The organism is Mesorhizobium sp. Ca11 (assembly GCF_020165275.1).
Taxonomy (GTDB): domain Bacteria; phylum Pseudomonadota; class Alphaproteobacteria; order Rhizobiales; family Rhizobiaceae; genus Mesorhizobium.
In genome coordinates this window covers 435,275-454,862 of record NZ_JAIUHU010000003.1, presented here as the reverse complement: position 1 = coordinate 454,862, position 19,588 = coordinate 435,275, and the positions used below count along the sequence as shown (strand labels likewise).

Below are 19,588 nucleotides of genomic sequence, written 5' to 3'. Positions count from 1 at the left end.
CCGCGGACGGCACGACGACCGTCCGCGGCGACCCCGATCATCCGGCCAATTTCGGCAAGCTCTGCTCGAAGGGTTCGGCTCTCGGCGAGACGCTCGGCCTCGAAGGCCGCTTGCTGCAACCGGAAATCGGCGGCAGGCCGGCGAGCTGGGACGAAGCGCTCGACCTTGTGGCCGCGAAATTCTCGCAGGCTGTAGCCGAGCACGGCCCGGACTCTGTCGCCTTCTATGTCTCCGGCCAGTTGCTCACCGAGGACTATTACGTCGCCAACAAGCTGATGAAGGGCTTCATCGGCTCGGCCAATATCGACACCAATTCACGGCTCTGCATGGCGTCGTCCGTCGCCGGTCATCGCCGCGCTTTCGGCGAGGACCTCGTTCCCGGTGTCTATGAGGATTTCGAGTGCGCCGACCTCATCGTGCTCACCGGCTCCAACACCGCATGGTGCCATCCGGTGCTCTATCTGCGCATGCTCGCGGCGCGAAAGGAACGCGGAACCAGGATCGTCGTCATCGACCCGCGCCGCACCGCAACCGCCGACGAATGCGACCTGCATCTGGCGCTCGATCCGGGCACGGATGTGCTGCTGTTCAACGGGCTGCTTGCGCATCTCATGCAGGCCGGAAAGATCGATGCCGATTTCATCCGCGAGAGTACCTCGGGCTTTGATGCCGCAGCTTCCTTGGCCGGTGCCGATGCGCCGTCGGTCGCGCGCGTGGCAAAGGGCTGCGGGCTGGCGGCAGCCGACGTCCAGGCCTTCTATGATCTCTTCGTCGAGACCGAGCGAGCGGTGACCGTCTACAGCCAAGGCGTCAACCAGTCGGCGCACGGGACCGACAAGGTCAACGCCATAATCAACTGCCATCTCGCCACCGGCCGCATCGGCAGGCCCGGCATGGGGCCGTTCTCGGTCACCGGGCAGCCGAACGCCATGGGTGGGCGCGAGGTCGGAGGGCTGGCCAACCAGCTCGCCGCGCACATGGATTTCGGGGACGAGGCCAATATCGACCGGGTTTCCCGCTTCTGGAATGCGCCAAACGCCGCGCGGCGCGGCGGCTTGAAAGCCGTGGACATGTTCCAGGCGGTCGCGGACGGCCGCGTCAAGGCCTTGTGGGTCATGGGCACCAATCCCGCAGTCTCGATGCCCGACGCTTCGCGTGTGCGCGCTGCGTTGTCCAAATGCGATTTCGTCGCCGTCTCGGATGTGACCCGCACCGACACCACGCGCTATGCCGACGTGCTGCTGCCGGCCGCCGCCTGGGGTGAGAAGGACGGTACGGTCACCAATTCGGAACGGCGCCTCTCGCGCCAGCGGCCGTTCCTGCCGCCGCCCGGCGAGGCGAAAGCCGACTGGCGTATCATCTGCGAGGTCGCCGCGCGCATGGGCTTTGGCGAGGCCTTCGCCTACCGGACGCCGGCCGCGATCTTCCGCGAGCATGCAGCACTCTCCGCCTTTGAGAACGACGGCAAGCGTCTGTTCGACCTTGGCGGCGTGGCTGATCTCAGCGATGAAGATTATTCCGCCTTCGTGCCGCGCCATTGGCCCGCGTCGGAGCGAGGCGGCCACCAGATGAGATTGTTCGCCGACGGCCGTTTCCCGACACAAGACGGCCGCGCGCGTTTCGTGCCGGTGCGGCAGGAGGCGACGGCCTTCACGGTCGACGCGGACTATCCGCTTGCCCTGAACACCGGCCGGCTGCGCGACCAGTGGCACACCATGACGCGCACCGGAAACGTGCCGCGTTTGATGGCGAATGCGCCGGAGCCCGCGGTCGATCTTAATCCGGCGGACGCGGCCGCGCATCAGCTCAAGGATGGCGATCTCGCTCATCTTTCAACCCGCTTCGGCTTTGTCCGCGCCAGGGTGCGCGTGGCCGACGCACAGCGGCGCGGCCAAGCCTTCATGCCCATGCATTGGAGCGGCCAGTTCGCGGCCAGGGCAGCAGCCGGCCTCTTGTCCTCACCGGTCACCGATCCGCATTCCGGCCAGCCGGAGCTCAAGCATGTCCCCGCCAGGATCGCGCGGGAAGAGGCTGGCTGGGCGGGTGTGCTCATCACGCGGCGCGATCTCAGGCCGACCGGTTTCGTCCATTGGAGCCGGCATGCCGTCGAGGGCGGATGGGTTTACGAGCTCACCGGAACCGAGCCGCCGGACCAGGGCATTCTCCTGGCGCGCAAGCTGCTCGGCGCGCAGCGACGGGATCAGCTCCTGGAATACACCGACCGTCGCGGGCTCGCCTATCGCGCCGCCGCCATCGACGAAGGCGGCGCCATGGCCGAAGCCCTGCTGGTCGCCGCTCCGGACCAGTTGCCCATGCGCGACTGGCTGGTGTCGTTGCTCGCCACGCGCCAGCCGCTCTCGGCTACAGACAGGCACGCGCTTCTGTCCGGTCGCTCGCCGGTGCCCATGCCTGCGATCGGGCGCGTCGTGTGCGCCTGCTTCCATGTCGGCGCCAACCAGCTCGCTTCGGCGGTCGCCTCGGGATGCGACAGCCTCGAAGCGATCGGCTCGACGCTGCGCGCGGGCACCAATTGCGGCTCATGCCGCTCGGAGATCAGGGCGATCATCGACGCCCGCCGTGTGCAGGCTGCCGAGTAACCCATGCGTGTCGCCGTCGCCGGCATCGAAACGTTCTACTCCGGGTCTTTCTGCACTGGTCCCGCATAAGGCTACAGCGCGGTTTTGGCTCAGACGCTCGCGATCGCCAAGAGCCAGGCCAGAATGTCGAGCAGCAGAAAGAGCAGCGCGATCTGCAGAGCCACGCGCAGGCGCTGGATGATTCGCCAGTTGGCGGCCATGTCCGCCTTGATGCGAAGAGCAAGGGCGCGGTGCATCGCCGACATCGATGCCGGCCCGTCGCCATCGACATATTGATGCAGCAGTTCTTCCGGATCGAAGCGGAATGAGTATTGGTGATAGGGCCAAAGCATAAAGACGATGAGCCCGCCGATGCTGAACAGCAGGAACACCGCAATCCATTCCCAAAGCCCGAGCCCATCGGAAAGGGCCGCGCCGCCGAGCAGCGAATTCGCGAATGCTGTGGCGAAGATCAGGCTCCCGGCGCGGGTGCTCATGTTCTCCACCACGGTCTGCTGATGGGTGAGACCTCTCACCGCCTCCTGGTAGATGAACGCAAGACGAGGGTCATCGTCGGCGGGACTGTTTGCAGCAGCACGCGAACGCTCGGCCATCAGGGGTGCCTCTCCGATGCGACAGGGATGAGCCGCCTTAAAGTGCGTCGCCCGAAAACGGATTCGGGCGACGCACTTTAAATCCTTATTTTATGCATGTCGTTGCAGCAAAACCGCTGCGCACTTTTGCGCGACATGCCTTAGCTCAAATACTACCGGTCCTCGATGATCCTCAAATATGCCGCCGTCACGAACAGCACGATGAAGCCGAAGAGTATGCGGCGGCCGCCTTCGGGTATCTGCAGGATGGTGAGCAGCGTCGTCAGCACCGTCAGGATCAGCGCGCCGACGATGGTGCCCGTGTAGCCGCCGCGACCGCCGAAGATCGAGGTGCCGCCGATGACGGCCGCCGCCACCGAAGGCAGCACCAGCGGCTCGGCGAGCGACAGCGATGGCGCCTTGATCAGGCCTATATAGAGCAGGCCGGTGATGCCGGCGAGCAGGCTGGAGAGGACATAGAGCGCCGTGATCACCTGCCAGTAGCGGACGCCTGACAGGCGCGCGGCGCGTTCATTGTCGCCGACGGCATAGAGCAGGCGGCCGAAGCCGGTGCGGTTCAGCATGAAGACGATCAGCACCGCCACCGGCACGAACAGGAAGAGCGCGTTGGGAAAGCCGTAGGTGAGGCCGGTGCCCAGCCAGTTGAGGAAATCGGGAATCCTGGCGCCGGACGCGATCACGGTGCGCTGGTAGACCTGCAGGAAGCCGGTGCCTATCAGGCTGGTGCCCAGCGTCATGATCAGCGGATGCACCCGAAACACGCCGACGCCGATGCCGTTGACGAGGCCGATCAGCACGGCAGGCAGCATGGCCAGCAGGAAAGCCACCGCGGGATCCTGGTTGACGATTTGCGTCGCCATGATGAAGGCGCTCATCGTCGCCACGGTGCCGACCGAAAGGTCGATGCCGCCGGTCAGCATCGTCATGGTCTGGCAGCCGGCGAGGATCGCCAGCGGGATGGCGAACTTCGCCGTGTTGGCGATCCAGCGCTCGTTGACGATGCCCGGACGCAGGACCTGCAGGATCGCCACGAGGATGATCAAAAGGATGATCAGCGGGATGAGCGGCCGGTCCGCCATGAAGCGCTTCAAGCGGCGGCCGAACGAGACCGGCTGGGGCATGGTCGCGATGTCAGTCATGGCGTTGCTCCCACCGGACGGCCGCGGATGGTGATGAAGGCGCCGAACATCACGACCGCGACCATGATCGCGCCTTCGATGATGGCGGTAACGTTCGGATCGATGGCCAGAAGCGTCAGATCGGTGCGCACCAGCCGCAGCACGAAGACGGCGATGATCGGCCCGAGCAGGCCGCCCTTGCCGCCGCCGAGCGCGACGCCGCCCAGCACGACGGCGGCGACGCTGGCGAGCAGATAAGGCCCGGGAATGGGCGCGCCAATGCCGGTGCTGATGGTGAGAGACAATCCGCCCATCGCGGCGAACAGGCCGGAGAGCGCATAGGCGACGATCCTGGTGCGCGCCACCGGCACGCCGCTGCGAAAGGCGGCGAGTTCGTCGCTGCCGATGGCATAGATGGAGAGGCCAAGCCGCGAGCGCCTGAGCGGAATCCACACGATGCAGAGGCAGACGACGAGCAGCACCAGGGCTTTCGGCACCCAGGCGTCGGCCCAGTCCGGCAGGCCGGGGATGGGCGCGGTGCCGATGACGCTGGCCTTCAGCCACTCGGCGGCGGCGCCGCCGGGCGCACCAAGCACCAGCAGCGCCGCGCCCTGCAGCACGAACAGCATGGCCAAGGTGACGACAATGTCGGGCACCCGCGTGATGACGATGAGGACGCCGTTCAGCGCGCCGAGCACCAGCCCCATGGCCAGCACGAAGGGCACGACGAACAATGCATATTCCTCGCCGGCGCCGTTCATCATCGAGGCAGCGGTCACGCTGGTCAGCGCCATCATGGCGGCGACCGACAGATCGATGCCGCCGGCGATGACGACGACGGTCTGGGCCGCGACGGCAAAGGCGTAGGGCAGAACCGCCCGCGCCAGCGAACCGAAGTCGCCGCTGCCATAGCCCGGCTGGATCAGCTTGGTGACGACGAAGACAAAGATCAGCAGGGCGAACAGGCCTGCCACCCAGCCCTGGTTTCGCAAGAAGCGGCTCATGACGCGGCCTCGGCGCTGGAACCAGGTTTGACCTCGGCAAGGATGCCGACATCCGCCCTGGCGCCGCGCGGCAGGCCGTAGGCGGCCCGCATCAATGCCGCTTCGTCGGCGTCTTCGACCGGGAAAGTGTCGACGACGCGGCCGCCGAAGATGACGATCACGCGGTCGCAGACACGCTGCACCTCTTCCATCTCGGATGTGTAGAACAGCACCGACTTGCCCTGGCCGGCAAGCTCGCGCAGCAGCTTGTAGATCTCCTGCTTGGTGCCGACATCGATGCCGCGCGTCGGGTCGAAGCAAAGGATAGTGCGGGCGTTGGCGGCGATCCAGCGGGCGATGGTCACCTTCTGCTGGTTGCCGCCGGACAGGCGCTGCACTTCGCCCTGGGCGCGGGTGTCGATCTGCAACCTGCCGATGGCGCCGGAAACCACCACCTGCTCGCGGCGCATGCGGATCGGGCCCCATTTGCGCGGCGCCGCGCTGAAGGGCAGCGCGATGTTCTCGCGCACCGAACGCTGCATGGCCAAGGCCTCGGCGCGGTCGCCCGGCACATAGGCGATGCCGGCCTGGATGGCGTCGCTCGGATGCGAGAATTTGACCGGCGCGCCGTCGACGTCGATGCTGCCGCCGGTCGGACGGATCGAGCCGGCAAGCGCGGCGAAGAGCTCGTCCTGGCCTTGACCTTCGAGTGCAAAGACGCCGGCGACCTCGCCATTGGCGAGATCGAAGGAGACGTCGTTGAGCTTGGTGCCTAGCTGCAGGTTGCGGACCGACAATCGCGGACGACCGTCGCCGGCAACCGCCCCTTCATTCGCCGCGCGCGCGGCGACGCGCGTCTTCTCGATGCGGGTGCCGAGCATCATCTCGACTATTCTTTCCTCGATGCCCGGCTCGATGTCGACGACGCCGACAGTTGCGCCGTCGCGCAGCACGGTGGCGCGGTCGCAGAGCGCGGAGATCTCGACGAAACGGTGCGAGATGAAGATGACGGAGCGGCCGGCGTCGCCCTGGCGGCGCACGACTTCAAGCACTTTCTCAGCGAGGTTCGCCGGTAGTGCGGCGGTCATCTCGTCGAGAAGAAGCACGTCGGGCTCGACGGCGAGCGCGCGCGCCAAGTCGAGCACGCGCAGGATGGCCAAGGGGATATGACGCGCCGTCTCGCGGATATCGAGGTCGGGAATGCCGAGCTCGCGCACCCAGGCGCGGAACGGCTCGACCGGCGTGCCGGTGAGCCGCAGATTGGATAGGACATCGAGGTCGGGGATCAGCGAGGGTTCCTGGTAGACCGGCAGCAGGCCGGCGCGGCGGGCGGCGGCGGGCGAGCGGACATCGAGCTGCTGGCCGCGGATCAGGATGCGGCCGGCGTCTGCCTTGATCGCCCCCGTCAGGATCTTCACCAGCGTAGACTTGCCGGCGCCGTTGGCGCCCATCAGCGCATGCACCTCGCCCGGCAACACGGACAGCGAGGCGTTGCGCAGCGCGGCAACCGCACCATAGTTCTTCGCTACGCCGGAGGCGTCGAGGAGAGGGCTTCGCGGCAACGGGTTTGTTGTCAAATCGTGTGGTTCTCGTTCCAAAAACCGATGCAGGCCGCGGCTGACCTCCTCCTTCTCCCCTTGTGGGAGAAGGTGTCGCCGAAGGCGACGGATGAGGGGTGCTCCAGCGGAGTGAGACGTTGGCGTTCCCTGGAATACCCCTCATCCGTCTCGGCGCTGCGCGCCGATCCACCTTCTCCCACAAGGGGGAGAAGGCAGAAAGGCGTCTCGTCGCTTATTCGCCTGGGCCCTTGCAGGCGATGATCTGATCCTTGGTGTAGGTCGTCCAATCCGGGATCGAGATCGAGACAGGCCATTCGGGGCTGAGCGAGGGGTCGACGACGCTCTTCAGCTTGGCCTTGCCTTCGTCGGTGGCGTTTTCCCAAAGCTGCGGCTCGACCAGGACGGTCTGCTGCGCCGGCTTCTTGCCGTCGAGGATCTGCAGCGCCAGCGTCACGCCGGCGCCGCCGATCGAACCGGGATTGGTGACGGCCGCGCCCACCAGGCCCTTGACCGAGCTCAACTGGCCGACGAAGCCGGCATTGTCGGCGCCGACCACAGGCACCATCGGCGCCTGCTGCTCGACCAGGGCGTCGACGATGACGTTGTCGATGCCCGAGGTCCAGATGCCGTTGATCGGGGTGCCGGTGGCGAGAAAGGACAGGATCTGCTGCTTGGCCTGATCCTGCTGCCAGCCGGTGAAGACTTCCTGCGCGACCTTCACGTCGGGGAATTCGGCGAGCGCCTTCTTGAAGCCTTTGTCGCGATCCGAGTCGGCCGAAGCGCCGGCGGCGCCGCGCATGTAGAGCACCTCACCCTTGCCGCCCATCTGCTGGAACAGCCACTTGGCGCCGAGATAGGCATATTGTTCCTGGTTGTTGGAGATGATGTAGGCGGACGGCTCGGTCACCGCCTGGTCGACGGCGACGACGACGATGCCGGCCTTTGTCGCTTCCTCGAGACCGGCCTTGATGCCTGCCGGATCGGCCGGGTTGACGACGATGGCGTCGACCTTGGCGCTGATCAGGTTGCGGATGTCCTCGAGCTGGCCGGCGGCATCGGTGTTGCGATGGGCGATGTTGAGCTTCGCCACCTCGCCGGATGCGAGCGCCTGCGCCTTCATGGCGCAGATCATTTCCTCGCGCCAGCCATTGCCCTGCACGGTGTTGGAAATGCCGATCGTGTACTTGCCGGCGGCGGCCGAGGCGCCCGCCGAGGCAAGCAGCGCGGCGCCGGCAAGGAGCGAGGCCACGGTCAGATGTCTTTTCATTTCAGTACTCCTCCACATTGATCTTTTCAGTTCGGTTCCAGGCTCTGATTCAGTCGGAGCCAAGCTTTTCGTCATTTGATGAAGGGGCGCAGCACGTCGCGGGCCAGCAGGAAGCCGCGCTTGACCTTTTCGTCCGTCCCTTCGAAGCGCCGGTCCTCGTGCTCGATGATGACCGGCCCGTCATAGCCGGCCCGATACAGGCCCGAAAAAATCCTGCTCCAGTCGATGTCCCCAAGCCCCGGCATGCGCGGCACCTGCCAACCTATGCCAGCCGAAAGGATTCCGCGCTCGTACAATCCATCATGATCAATCATCAGGTCCTTGGCATGCACATGCAGCATGTTTGCGCCGAACTCGCGGATGAAGCGCTCCTTGTCGATCATCTGCCAGACGAGATGCGAAGGATCGAAGTTCATGCCGACATCGCCGCCCCAGGCTTCGAGGATGCGGCGCCAGACATAGGGCGAGTAGGCGATGTTGTGCCCGCCCGGCCATTCGTCATAGCTGAAGATCATCGGGCAGTTCTCGAAGGCGAGTTTTACGCCGTGCCCGCGGGCGTGGGCGACGATCGCCGGCCAGACTTTTTGCGCATCCTCCCAGTTGGCATCGATGGTCTTCGAAGCGTCGCCGCCGCAGAAGGTGTTGACGAGCGGCACGCCCATGCGGCTGGCAAGCACGATCACCTTCTTCAGATGGTCGATCACTGCTTCGCGATGCGCTTGGTCGGGATGGAGCGGATTGGGATAGAAGCCGAGACCTGAGATGGCCAGGCCCTTGCCGGCGAGCTCGTCCGCGATGTCCTTGGCCTCAGCGGCCGGGACGTCCACGTCGATATGGCTGGTGCCGGCGTAGCGGCGGCTGGCGCCGGAAGTCTTCGGCCAGCAGGCGATTTCCAGCGCCTCGAAGCCGGCCGAGCACGCCCAGTCGGCGACTTCGCCGAGCGGCGTGTCGGGAAACGGTGCTGTCAGCAGTCCAAGCTTCATGATCCCTCCCGGTTGCTAACTATGCAGATCGCGCCGGCTGCTTCAACCGCGCATCGGTTGGCCCAGCGCAGACCTGTCCGACAAAGCCCATCGGATCGCCCGAAAGCAAACCATCGAGCCCGGCGGCGACATGGGCACGGAATTTGGCGTTGGCGGCCAAGGCCGGGTCGAAGATAGCGTCGATGGCGAGGATCGAATCGACGAGCGCTTTGCTGTCCGCACCGAGGCGGTCGGCGATGGCGGCGATCTTGTCGGCAAAAGGATCGGACACCTGCCAGGCGCGGCCGAAGCGGGCAGAAGCCTTGATCAGATAAGCCATCCAGCCGGCAACCGGCACCGAGAGAAGCGCGATGCTCCCGCCCTTCGCCAGCCGGTCGCGGATCGGGTTGAGCAGGCGCTGCACGATCTTCTGCGAGCCGTCGGTGGCGATCTGGTGGTTGCGATGTCGGATCGCCGTGTTGGTGAGGCGCGACAGGCTCTGCTCGACATAGGCCGCCGGCTGAATGCCGGGCACGGGCGTCAGTGTCGGCAATGTTTCCTCGGTCAGCATGCGCCGGACGAAACGGGCCAGAACTGGGTCGGCGATGGTCTCGAACGTGTGCTCGAAGCCGCCCAAAACTCCGAGATAGCTGAGCGTCGTCTGGGCACCGTTTAGCACGCGCATCTTGAGGTGCTCGAATGGCGTAACGTCGTCGACGAAGGTCGCGCCGACAATGTCCCAGCGGGGCACTCGGCCGGCGAAGCGGTTCTCGACCACCCATTGGCGGAAGCGCTCGCCCACCACCACGGCGTCGTCGCGATAGCCGAAGCGCTGCTCGACGGCGTCGATATCGACCTCGGTCGTCGCCGGCGCGATGCGGTCGACCATGGCCGAGGGGAAGGCGACATAGGCTTCGATCCAGTCCGCCAGCTTCCTGCTGCGCCGCTCGGCGAATGTGCGTACGACGTTGCCGAGGATGACGCCGTTGGTCGGGATGTTGTCACAGGAGAGCAGCGTCACCGGCCTGCCATGCGTGGCCATGCGCAATTCCAGCGCGCGCGCCAGGATGCCGGGCACGCTGCGCGGCGTCTCGGGATTGGCGAGGTCGTGCACGATATCGGGATGGGCGAGGTCGAGCGCGCCGATCGAGGGGATGTGGCAATAGCCTTTCTCGGTCACCGTCATGGTGACCGTCGCGATGTCGGCCGAGGCGAGCACATCCAGCGCCGGCGCCGCGCTGTCCTGGCTGTCGACGACGCGAACGATGCTGCCGATGACGCGCGCCTCGACCTCGTCGTTCTGACGGATGAGCCGCGTGTAGAGACCGTCCTGGCGCCCCAGCGTGCCGGCCAGCAGGGGAGGGCGGATGTTGATGCCGACCAGTCCCCAGCGGTCGAAATCCTTCGCCAGAAGATCGTCGGTGTATTCGGCCTGATGGCAACGGTGGAAGGCGCCGACGCCGATATGGGCGATGCCCGGCTTCAGCGCGGCGCGATCGTAAGCCGGCGTGCGGACCTCCGACGGTAGGCGGCCGAGCAGGGCAGGGCCGAGATTTTCGGGCGGCGACACGCTCACCGGTTGGCTCCGATCACCCATTGTTCCTGGTCGATCAGCGCGCCGGTCATCGGGCCGGCCGCGTCGGAAAGCAGGAAGACGGCAAGATTGGCGATGTCGGTCACGGACAACAGCCGGCCGAAGGGTTGCGTCGCATTGGCCGCGTCGAGCCAGCCCGGACCGTGGCCGAGCGTCTCGGCCTGCATGACTCGTTCGGCCGGCGTGTCGGTCCAGCCGACATTGATGCCGTTGACGCGGATGCGGTCGAAGCGGTGCGCATTGGCGGCGTTCTTGGTCAGCGTCGCCAGCGCGCCCTTGGTGGCGGAATAAACGGCAAGCTCCGGCGAGCCGCAATGCGCGTTGATCGACAGGATGTTGACGATCGAGCCGCCCTGTCCGCGTTTCTTCATATCGGCGATTGCCGCCTGCATCAGGAAGAAGGGCGCGCGGGCGTTGACGGCAAACAGCGATTCCCAGTCGTCGAGCGTGGCATCGACGAAGGAAGCGCGGTCGGTCAGGCCGGCGGCGTTGACCAGGCCGTCGATGCGGCCGAAGAGGTCGATGCAGGCTTGCGCCAGCCGCGCCGGGGCCTCGGGATCGCCGAGATCGGCAGCAGCGAAGGCGGCGGGAGTGCCCATGGCCGAGAGTTCGGCGGTGACAGCATTGCCACGCTTCTGGTCCCGCCCGGTGATCAGCAGTCCGGCGGCGCCGGAGCGAGCAAGCGTCTCAGCGATCGCCCGGCCGATGCCTTGCGTCGCGCCGGTGACCAGCACCACCTTGCCGTCGAGACGAACCTCCATTCCTCCTCCCGGAACAAAGTTTCCATTTTTTCGAATATGGAACGACGGTTCTCTTTAGTCAATCGTGCTAAAGCGGTTCACCGTTTTCATGCAACCGGTGAACGGCCTATCTGCCTGCCTTTCGCAATTCCGGACGGAAGGTTACGGCGAAGACGCCGAACTTAACCGCTCACACTTTTCCTGGAATTGCTCTTGTCAGCCTGTCCGCTGCGCGACGACGCCGTGGACCAATGCCATGCCGACCGCGAGCGAGGCGGCAAGCGAGCGAAAGCCGCCAAAGTCCTGCTCGACCACTTCCAGCCAGGTGTCGGAGAGTTTTGCCAACGGCGAAAAGGTGCTGTCGGTGATGGTGAGAATGCGCGCCTTGCGCTCATGCGCCACGGCGACGAGGTCGGGCGTGATCGAGTTGTAGGGGCTGAAGGAGACGGCCAGCACCGCGTCGCGCGGCGTGATGCAGCCGACCTGGTCGAGCGCGGTCGAGCCGACATTGTCGACCAGCACGTTGCGCACGCCCTGCTGCGAGAGCGTCAGCGACAGATAGGTGGTGACGGGGAAGGCGCGCTTGCTGCCGATGACATAGATCAGCTCCGCCGCCGCCAGATGATCGACCATCGTCTCGAAAGCGGCGATATCGAGATCGTTGCCGATGCGGCCGAGCGAGGCCTGGCAGGCACCGACCATGCCATTGAGGAAATGCAGGTTGGCGTTCGGCTCCGCGGCCTTGTCCTGGCCGCCTTGCGTGTCCGGCCAGGAGCCTTTCATGCGGTCCTTGAACAGGAGCTGGAAATCGGAAAAGCCCGAATAGCCGAAGATCTGGGCGAAGCGCACCAGGGTCGAAGGCTGCACGCCGGCCTGGTCCGCCACCTGCGCGATCGTGCCAAGCGCCACCTCGCTCGGATGCTGCCAGAGAAAGATCGCCACCTGGCGAAGACGTTTCGGGAAATGCACAGTCCCCGACGCAAGCACCGCCCGCAATTCCTCGTAGGTTTGCGGTTTCGTGTAGCCAAGTGCTGCCAGCGAACGGCTCCGTTTTCTTGCCGCCGTCTCCAGACTATCTGTGAACGGTTCGTCAGCCGCTCCGCGATGGCCGCTCATAGAAATATGCCTCATCGTGACCCAACCGTCGGATGCGTCATCGGATCCTGTCCTCCGGAAGCGCCCGATCGCCTGGTCCCTAGGGTTAAAAAGCTAACGCGGCACAATCGTTTTACAAAACAAAAAATAGAAATATCATTTCGAAAACATCCGCGCCGGCCGGCATGCCGAACCTTGGGAGAATCGCAGTCATGGTCTATGCAACTGCCGACGGAACCTCGCGTCAACGCCTGCGGGTCGGCATGGTCGGAGGCGGCCGCAACGCCTTCATCGGCGCCGTGCACCGGCTGGCGATGCGGCTCGACGACCAGATCGCGCTGGTCGCCGGTGCGCTGTCCTCCGATCCGGAGAACGCAGCCGCCTCCGCCGCGGAGATCGGCATCGCGCCGGAGCGCAGCTATGCCGACTACCGCGCCATGGCGAAGGCCGAAGCGGCGCGGGCCGATGGCATCGAGGCGGTCGTTATCGTCACGCCCAACCATCTGCACGCGCCGATCGCCACGGCGTTCCTCGAGGCCGGCATCGACGTCATTTGCGACAAGCCGCTGTCGACGACGCTTGCCGAGGCGGAGGCGCTGGTGGCGCTGACAAAAGCGAAGCAGCGCCGCTTCGTCATCACGCTCAACAATACCGGCTACGCCATGGTCCGCCAGGCGCGCGAAATGGTGGCGGCGGGCGAGCTCGGCCGGATCGTTTCGGTGCATGGCGCCTAAATCCAGGACTGGCTGACCAGGCCGATCGACGCCGAGGGCCAGAAGCAGGCGGAATGGCGCACCGATCCGGCGCGCGCCGGACAGTCGGCGGTGCTCGCCGATATCGGCGTACATGCTTTTAACCTGGCAAGCTTCGTCTCCGGCTTCGAGGCCGAGGCGGTTTCCGCTGACCTCTTCACCGCCGTGCCGGGACGGCGGCTCGACGACAACGCGCATGTGCTGCTGCGCTGGGCGGGCGGGGCGCGGGGCACGATCCTCGCCAGCCAGACCTCGCCCGGCCACTACAACGACCTTTCGGTGCGCATCTATGGCGAGAAGGCCGGGCTCGAATGGTTTGGATCGCGGCCGGAGGAACTGCGCTTCTCGCCCTATGGCGAGGAAACCCGCACCCTGGTGCGCGGGGGCAATGGCTCGACGGCGGAAGCCCGGCGCGTCTCGCGCATGCCGGCGGCGCATCCGGAAGGCTATATCGAGGCCTTCGCCAATTTCTACCGCGACGCCGCCGAGATTATTCGCGCGCATCGATCGGGCGGTGCGGTTGATGCCGCGCGCGCGGCGCAGGTACCCGATGTCGTCGACGGCGCGCGCGGCGTGAAGTTTGTCGCCGCCGCGGTGGAGTCGAACGCGGCGGGAGGAGCTTGGACGGCGGCGAGGTTTGGGTGAGGACAGTCGCACTCTTGACGGCTTTGCCGAACTCAGTCTCCGATGGCCGCAAACGCAGTTGGATGAAGCTGCCTCGGTTAACCATGAAGCGCGCGCAGATCGAAGAGCAGAACCGTTACCTCCTGCGGCGCCAGCGCGAATTCCGCCAAGCTGCCGATGTCGTCACGCAGTCCTGGATGGCGTTCCCCGAGATCGAGGCGATCGCTGTCATAGGATCAGTGGCAAAACCACTCTGGAAGGAGATTCCGAGGTTCAGCGACTTCCGCCGCGCGCGTATCGAAGTTTGGCATGAATGCAGCGACCTCGACCTCGCTGTCTGGGTCGACTCGCAACACCGGCTTGGCGAGTTGCGCCGTAAGGGCGCCGCGGCGCTGCGGCAGGCGTTCGAGGCCGGGCTTGGCATCAGTGTCGCTGACCATCAGCTCGACGTCTTCCTGTTCGAGCCCGGCACTGACCGTTACCTTGGCCGGCTTTGCTCCTTCAACCGCTGTCCGAAGGGAAATCGGGATTGTCTGGTTCCAGGCTGCGGGACCATACCCTTCAACAAGCGCATCGCGGATTTCCGGCCTCACACCGATTTGTTGGAGCCGATCACATATTCTACTCTCTACCGCCGGGATCGCGGCTTACTGCGTTCCGCGCTTGAATTGCCGAATGTCGATGAGGCTGGCTGAGCGACTCTCGCAAGCTATCCCTTGATCGCCGATCCCACGATCGAATCGACGAAGAAGCGCTGCAGGAAGACGAAGAGGATGAGCGGCGGCAGCACGGCGAGCGTGGCGCCGGCCATCACCAGGCCGGTGTTGACGGCGCCGCGGTTGTAGCTGAGCAGCCGGCTGAGGCTGATGACGATCGGGTAGGCGTCGGCATTGCCCTGCAGCACGGTGAGCGGCCACAAATAGCTGTTCCAGTGATAGACGAAGGCGAAGAGCGCGAGCGCCGCGATCGCCGGCGCGACGCTCGGCGCCACGATCTTGAACAGGATGAGGAGCTCGGACGCGCCGTCCATGCGCGCGGCATCGATCAACTCGTCCGGCACGCCGGCGATGAACTGGCGCATCAGGAAGATGCCGAAGGCGTTGGCGAGGTTGGGCACGATGATACCGGCCAGACTGGCGCTCAAGCCCAGCGAGCCGACCATGCGGTAGAGCGGGATCAGCGTCACGATCGGCGGCAGGAACATGGTGGCGATCAGCACAGAGAAGAGCAATGAGCGGCCGGGGAAGGAGTATTTGGCGAAGGCGTAGCCGGCCATCATGCTGGTGACGAGGATGCCCGCCGTGGTGACTGTGGCGATAACAAGCGAATTCCACATGGAGCGCCCGACATTGATGACGCCGGCGACCTTTTCGTAGGCCTCGAGCGTCGGCGTACGCGGGATCCAGACCGGCGGCACGTGCATGGTCTCGGCCGGCGTCTTCAGGCTGGAGAGCACCATCCAAGCAAGGGGAAAGGCGGAGGCAACCGCGACCAGAAGCATTGCGGTGGCAAGCAGCGCCTTGCGGCCCGAAGGGCGCCTAAGGGACAGTGATCGGGCAGTCACGCTCATTCGCTGTCCTTGCGATTGGCAAAGGCAAACAGCGCCGAGACGCAGACGATCAGCGACAGCATCAGCATCACCGCCATGGCCGAGCCCAGCCCGCCCTGCGCGCGTTCGATGCCGACGCGGCGGATGTGGTAGGTGAGCACGTTGGTCGAGCCGACCGGTCCGCCTTGCGTGATCAGCGCCACCGGCTCGAATACCTGCACCGCATTGATGATGGCAATGACCGCGCTGAACAGAAGCGTGCGGCGAAGCAAGGGCAGGGTTATGAATCGGAACTGCTCGCGTCCGTTGGCGCCGTCGAGCGTCGCAGCCTCATAGAGGCTGCCGGGGATCTGCGTCAGTCCGGCGATGGCGAGCACCGTGAAATAGCCGACCTGCTGCCAGACATTGAGGAGCACGATCGAGATCAGCGCCGAGCGCGGCGAGGAGAGCCAGGGTTGCGGGCCGATGCCGACCAGCCCAAGCAACTGGTTGAGCGGACCCTCGCTCGGGGAATAAAGCTTCGACCAGACCAGCGCGACCGCGATCATCGGCACCATGTAGGTCGAAAACAGCACCGTGCGCAGCGCCGTGCCGCCGGCGATTTCGCGCTGGTAGACCAGCAGGCCGAAGACGACCGACAGCGGCAGGATGAGAACGACGGACAGCGCGGTGTAGACCGTAGTGTTGAGCAGCGCCGTCTTGAAATCACGGCCGACCGAGGTCGGGCCGAAGATTTCCTGGAAATTGCCGAGACCGGTGAAGCTCGCCTCGGAAAAGGGCGTCTGCGTCGACCAGTCCTGGCAGGACAGCCAGACGGTCAGCAGCATCGGCAGCAGCACGAACACGCCGATCAATGTCACGGCGGGCGCAAGCATGATGCCCGCCGAGGCACGAAAAGCTTTGGCCATTCACCTGCTTCCGATGGCTCCGGGTCAAAGACCCGAGCTTATTTCGCCGCGCGCTCCAGGATCGACGTGGCGTCGGCCTGCGCATTCGCCTGCGCATCCTTGGCCGAGACCTGGCCATACTGCAACGCCTCGAGCGTCTGCTGCAGGGATTCCGAGAATTCCTGGCCACCGAGCACGACAGGAAAGGGGCGCGCATCGGCAAGAACCGAGACGTAGCCGGACAGGAATTCGGAGCCGAGCTTGTCCTTATGCGCCTCAATGTCGGAGGTGCGTGACGGCAGGATGCCCATCGACATCAATATGTCGGACATGGCCGAGGCGCCGTTCTTGCCCGACTTCGGGCTGTTCAGCCAGGCGAGGAACTCCCAGGCCGCCTTCTGCTCGGCCTCGCCGGCCTTGGCGTTGACGACGGTCATCCAGGAATAGGAAATCGAATGCGGCTTGTCGCCGCTCGGGCCGACAGGGATGGGAGCGGTGGCGATGTTTGCGAACTTGTCGCCCATGCCGGTCTTCAGCGCGCTTTCCCACCAGTTGGCCATGATGATCATGCCGGTCTTGCCGGAGACGAAATTGTCGAGGAACGGGCCCGTGGTGTTGGCGTCCGCCGTTGCCATCGCCGGATTGCTCGCGCCGGACTTTATCAAGTCTTCATAGAGCGCGAAGGTTTCGCCGGCCTGGGGACTGTCCAGCGCCGGCTTGCGGTCCTTGACCAGGTTGCCACCATTGGAGACGAGCAGCGAGGCGAAAGGATGGACCACGCCCGCCGCCCATGAGTTGATCATGCCGAAGCCCTGCTGGCCCTTGGCCTTGTCGGTCAGCTTCGCGGCGGCATCCTTGAGTTCGGCCCAGGTTTTGGGCGGAGCGGCGATGCCCGCTTCCTTGAACAGTTCCTTGTTGTAGTTCAGCGCGTAGACGTCGATCTCGTTCGGAATGCCGTAGAGCGTCCCGCCGACCGAGGCGGCGCTGACGACGCCCGCCGGCCAGGCGCTCTTCACCTCGGCTGCCACCGCATCGGGAGCGGGGGCGACGAGCTTGTCCTTTGCCAGTTCCGGCAGCCACAGATCGTAGATACCGCCGATCGTCGGACCATCGGACGAGCCGCCCTGCGAGCGCAGCGTGGTCAAGAGATCGCCGAAGGGAACCGCACGCACGGTGACGGCGACATCCGGGTGCTCCTTGGAAAAATCCTTGGCCGCCGCTTCGAGCAGCGCCACCGTCTCCGGCGACCAATGCGTCAGGTAGGAGATGTTGACCGATTGCGCCCAGCCGGTCGCGGGCAGCGCAATAAGCCCCGCGGCGAATCCAAGCTTCGAGATCCAGGCAAGCGACATCGGCGTCCTCCACATAAGCCATGACCAGAGTAGATGACGTTATGACAAGTTTGAGCAAAGGTGCAAGCCCCCTCGCACATGGACGTGCGGATCATGCTTGCAGATGAAAAACTCGATGATGTCGATCCAGTCAGATTACGTAATAAATCAAAAGGATGAGATGCGGTTTCCTGGCCGATCGCCGATCAATAGGTAGCCGTCGACGTCTTTGCGGCTCTTGCGAGCGGCATCATGTCGTTATAATGACATCTGAAAAAATGCTGACCGGAGCCGCCATACATGACACGGGTTCTCGCCATCGATCTCGGCGGCACCAATCTGCGCGCCGCGTTCCATACGGGCGATATCGGCGAACTTGTGCCCCAGGTCCGTGAGTCGGCGCCGGCGAGCCTCGACGCGTTCGTGACGCGCGTCCGCACGCTTGCGGCCGCAGGCGAGGCCGAAGCGCTCGGGCTGGCCGTGCCGGGACTTGTCGAGGGCTCCGCATGCCGCTGGATACCGAATCTGCCTTGGCTCGACGGCGTCGACGTCGCGGCGCTGTTTCCCGACCTTCGCGTGGCGGTCGGCAATGACGCGCAGATCGCGCTGCTCGCGGAAGCGGCGCACGGCGCGGCCAAGGGTGTTTCCGATGCGATCCTGCTTGCGATCGGCACCGGCATCGGCTCGGCGGTGCTGGCCAATGGCGGCATCGTCGCCGGCGCGCATGGCGGCGCCTGTTCCTTCGGCTGGGCCAGCGCCGACGTCAGGGACCACGGCGAGGATCGCAGCGGCTGGCTGGAACGTGTCGCCTCCGGCCGTGCGCTGGACGCCCTTGCCGCACAGATCGGACTGGCCGACAGCCGCCAGCTGATCGCCGCCGCCAAAGCAGGCCAGCTTGCCGCGCAGACCCTGCTCGAGGTGCCGGCGCGCCAACTCGGCACGGCGCTGGCCGGCGCGGTCGGGTTGCTCGATCCAGGAGTCATCCTGGTCTCGGGCGGCCTGGCCGATGCGCTAGATGTGATTGCGCCGCCATTGCTTGCGGCGCTACGGCGTCAATTGCCGCCGCATCTGCGCGGCATCGAACTTAGGCCTGGATTGTTCGGCTCCCGCGCCGGCCTGGTCGGTGCTGCGCTTGCCGGACATGCGGGAAGCGGGTGGAGGCAGATCCGATGAGCGAAGCGAGCTTTCAGCAGCCGGACCGCAGGCGACCGGAGCCGCTCTGGTATCAGGTCGAGGAGGCGATCCGCGCCATCGTCAAGAGCGGCGAGTGGGCGACCGGCGACCAGATCCCGGCCGAGGACAGGCTCTGCGCGCTATTCGGCGTCAGCCGCATCACGCTTCGCCACGCGCTGCGCAATCTTGAGGAAAGCGGACTGCTCAGGCGCGAGCATGGGAGGGGCACTTTCGTGCGCTCGGCGACGCTGGTCGCCGGCACGCGCGAGCTCACCTCCTTCACCCAGGAGATGGGCAATATCGGCGTGGTCGCCGGCTCGCGCCTGCTCGACTGCAGCCTGACGACGGCGAATGCGGCGGCGGCCGGCGCGCTGGAGATCGAGGAGGGCGATCCTGTCGTGCGGATCCGGCGATTGAGGCTGGGCAACAACGAGCCGATCGGCATCCAGACGGCGCAACTGGCGGCCGCGCGCGTGCCGGGCTTTCTCGATGCCGGCCTGCTCAAGGGCTCGCTCTACGAGGCGCTGGAGCGTCAGTACGGCATCGTGCCGGCCGAGGCGCGCGAGAACTACCGCGTCGGCGCGGTCAGCGCCGCCGACGCCGAGCTGCTCGACCTGCCCGCGGGCAGTCCCGCCTTCGTCGTCGAGCGCATCACCATCGACGAGCGCGGCCCGTTCGAATTCACCGTCTCGGTCATGCGCGGCGACCGCTACGAGATACGCTCGACGCTGCGCGCCGGCCGTCTCCCAAACACCAGAAGCTGA

Annotated in this window: 16 protein-coding genes and 1 pseudogene; 5 read left to right on the top strand and 12 right to left on the bottom strand. The window is 65.5% G+C overall.

The window, feature by feature from the left end:
* Positions 1–2,597: nitrate reductase (locus tag LB538_RS08540; RefSeq protein ID WP_224685820.1), on the top strand; the 2,597-nt coding region annotated here is incomplete at its 5' end.
* Between the two features lie 89 nt (positions 2,598–2,686).
* Here the strand turns inward: LB538_RS08540 and LB538_RS08535 are convergent.
* From LB538_RS08535 to LB538_RS08495, 9 genes are all read right to left on the bottom strand, one after another.
* A complete protein-coding gene (locus tag LB538_RS08535; protein ID WP_224523969.1) occupies positions 2,687–3,190 on the bottom strand; it encodes a hypothetical protein in 504 nt (167 codons plus the stop codon).
* A 152-nt stretch (positions 3,191–3,342) separates the two neighbouring features.
* Positions 3,343–4,329, bottom strand: a complete 987-nt coding sequence (locus tag LB538_RS08530) for an ABC transporter permease (protein WP_224523971.1) — start codon at positions 4,327–4,329, stop codon at positions 3,343–3,345.
* On the bottom strand, positions 4,326–5,312 hold the full coding sequence (locus tag LB538_RS08525) for an ABC transporter permease (protein ID WP_224523973.1): 987 nt from the start codon (positions 5,310–5,312) through the stop codon (positions 4,326–4,328). Before LB538_RS08525 ends, LB538_RS08530 begins: the two co-directional genes overlap by 4 nt.
* Complete coding sequence (locus tag LB538_RS08520; RefSeq protein WP_224523977.1) at positions 5,309–6,853, bottom strand: sugar ABC transporter ATP-binding protein; 1,545 nt, start codon at positions 6,851–6,853, stop codon at positions 5,309–5,311. Before LB538_RS08520 ends, LB538_RS08525 begins: the two co-directional genes overlap by 4 nt.
* A gap of 229 nt (positions 6,854–7,082) precedes the next feature.
* Positions 7,083–8,135, bottom strand: coding sequence for an ABC transporter substrate-binding protein (locus LB538_RS08515; RefSeq protein WP_411908997.1), 1,053 nt, complete (start codon positions 8,133–8,135; stop codon positions 7,083–7,085).
* A gap of 53 nt (positions 8,136–8,188) precedes the next feature.
* Positions 8,189–9,100, bottom strand: coding sequence for a sugar phosphate isomerase/epimerase family protein (locus LB538_RS08510; RefSeq protein ID WP_224523982.1), 912 nt, complete (start codon positions 9,098–9,100; stop codon positions 8,189–8,191).
* 19 nt (positions 9,101–9,119) lie between these two features.
* Positions 9,120–10,649, bottom strand: coding sequence for a mannitol dehydrogenase family protein (locus tag LB538_RS08505; RefSeq protein WP_224524632.1), 1,530 nt, complete (start codon positions 10,647–10,649; stop codon positions 9,120–9,122).
* Between the two features lie 2 nt (positions 10,650–10,651).
* On the bottom strand, positions 10,652–11,434 hold the full coding sequence (locus tag LB538_RS08500; RefSeq protein WP_224523985.1) for an SDR family oxidoreductase: 783 nt from the start codon (positions 11,432–11,434) through the stop codon (positions 10,652–10,654).
* Positions 11,435–11,629: 195 nt separating this feature from the next.
* Entirely contained in the window at positions 11,630–12,529 is a 900-nt protein-coding gene (locus LB538_RS08495) for a MurR/RpiR family transcriptional regulator (protein ID WP_224523987.1), read from the bottom strand.
* A 191-nt stretch (positions 12,530–12,720) separates the two neighbouring features.
* Here LB538_RS08495 and LB538_RS08490 point away from each other — a divergent pair.
* Both LB538_RS08490 and LB538_RS08485 read left to right on the top strand, forming a co-directional pair.
* Positions 12,721–13,905, top strand: a pseudogene (locus LB538_RS08490) (Gfo/Idh/MocA family protein).
* Between the two features lie 83 nt (positions 13,906–13,988).
* The gene (locus tag LB538_RS08485) at positions 13,989–14,579 is read left to right on the top strand and encodes a hypothetical protein (RefSeq protein ID WP_224524634.1); all 591 of its coding nucleotides are present in this window, start codon (positions 13,989–13,991) and stop codon (positions 14,577–14,579) included.
* A gap of 14 nt (positions 14,580–14,593) precedes the next feature.
* Here the strand turns inward: LB538_RS08485 and LB538_RS08480 are convergent, their stop codons facing one another.
* From LB538_RS08480 to LB538_RS08470, 3 genes are read right to left on the bottom strand one after another with little or no spacing between them, the layout of a single operon-like run.
* Positions 14,594–15,454 (bottom strand): carbohydrate ABC transporter permease, encoded by an 861-nt coding sequence (locus LB538_RS08480; protein WP_224523989.1) that lies wholly within the window; start codon positions 15,452–15,454, stop codon positions 14,594–14,596.
* Positions 15,451–16,341, bottom strand: coding sequence for a carbohydrate ABC transporter permease (locus tag LB538_RS08475; RefSeq protein WP_224523990.1), 891 nt, complete (start codon positions 16,339–16,341; stop codon positions 15,451–15,453). Before LB538_RS08475 ends, LB538_RS08480 begins: the two co-directional genes overlap by 4 nt.
* 38 nt (positions 16,342–16,379) lie before the next feature.
* Positions 16,380–17,672, bottom strand: a complete 1,293-nt coding sequence (locus LB538_RS08470) for an ABC transporter substrate-binding protein (protein ID WP_224523991.1) — start codon at positions 17,670–17,672, stop codon at positions 16,380–16,382.
* A 279-nt stretch (positions 17,673–17,951) separates the two neighbouring features.
* Here LB538_RS08470 and LB538_RS08465 point away from each other — a divergent pair, with 279 nt between their 5' ends.
* Complete coding sequence (locus LB538_RS08465; protein WP_224523992.1) at positions 17,952–18,824, top strand: ROK family protein; 873 nt, start codon at positions 17,952–17,954, stop codon at positions 18,822–18,824.
* Positions 18,821–19,588 carry a GntR family transcriptional regulator gene (locus LB538_RS08460; protein ID WP_224523993.1) on the top strand — a complete coding sequence of 256 codons (768 nt, stop codon included), beginning with the start codon at positions 18,821–18,823 and terminating at the stop codon, positions 19,586–19,588. The genes LB538_RS08465 and LB538_RS08460 overlap by 4 nt, the downstream gene beginning before the upstream one ends.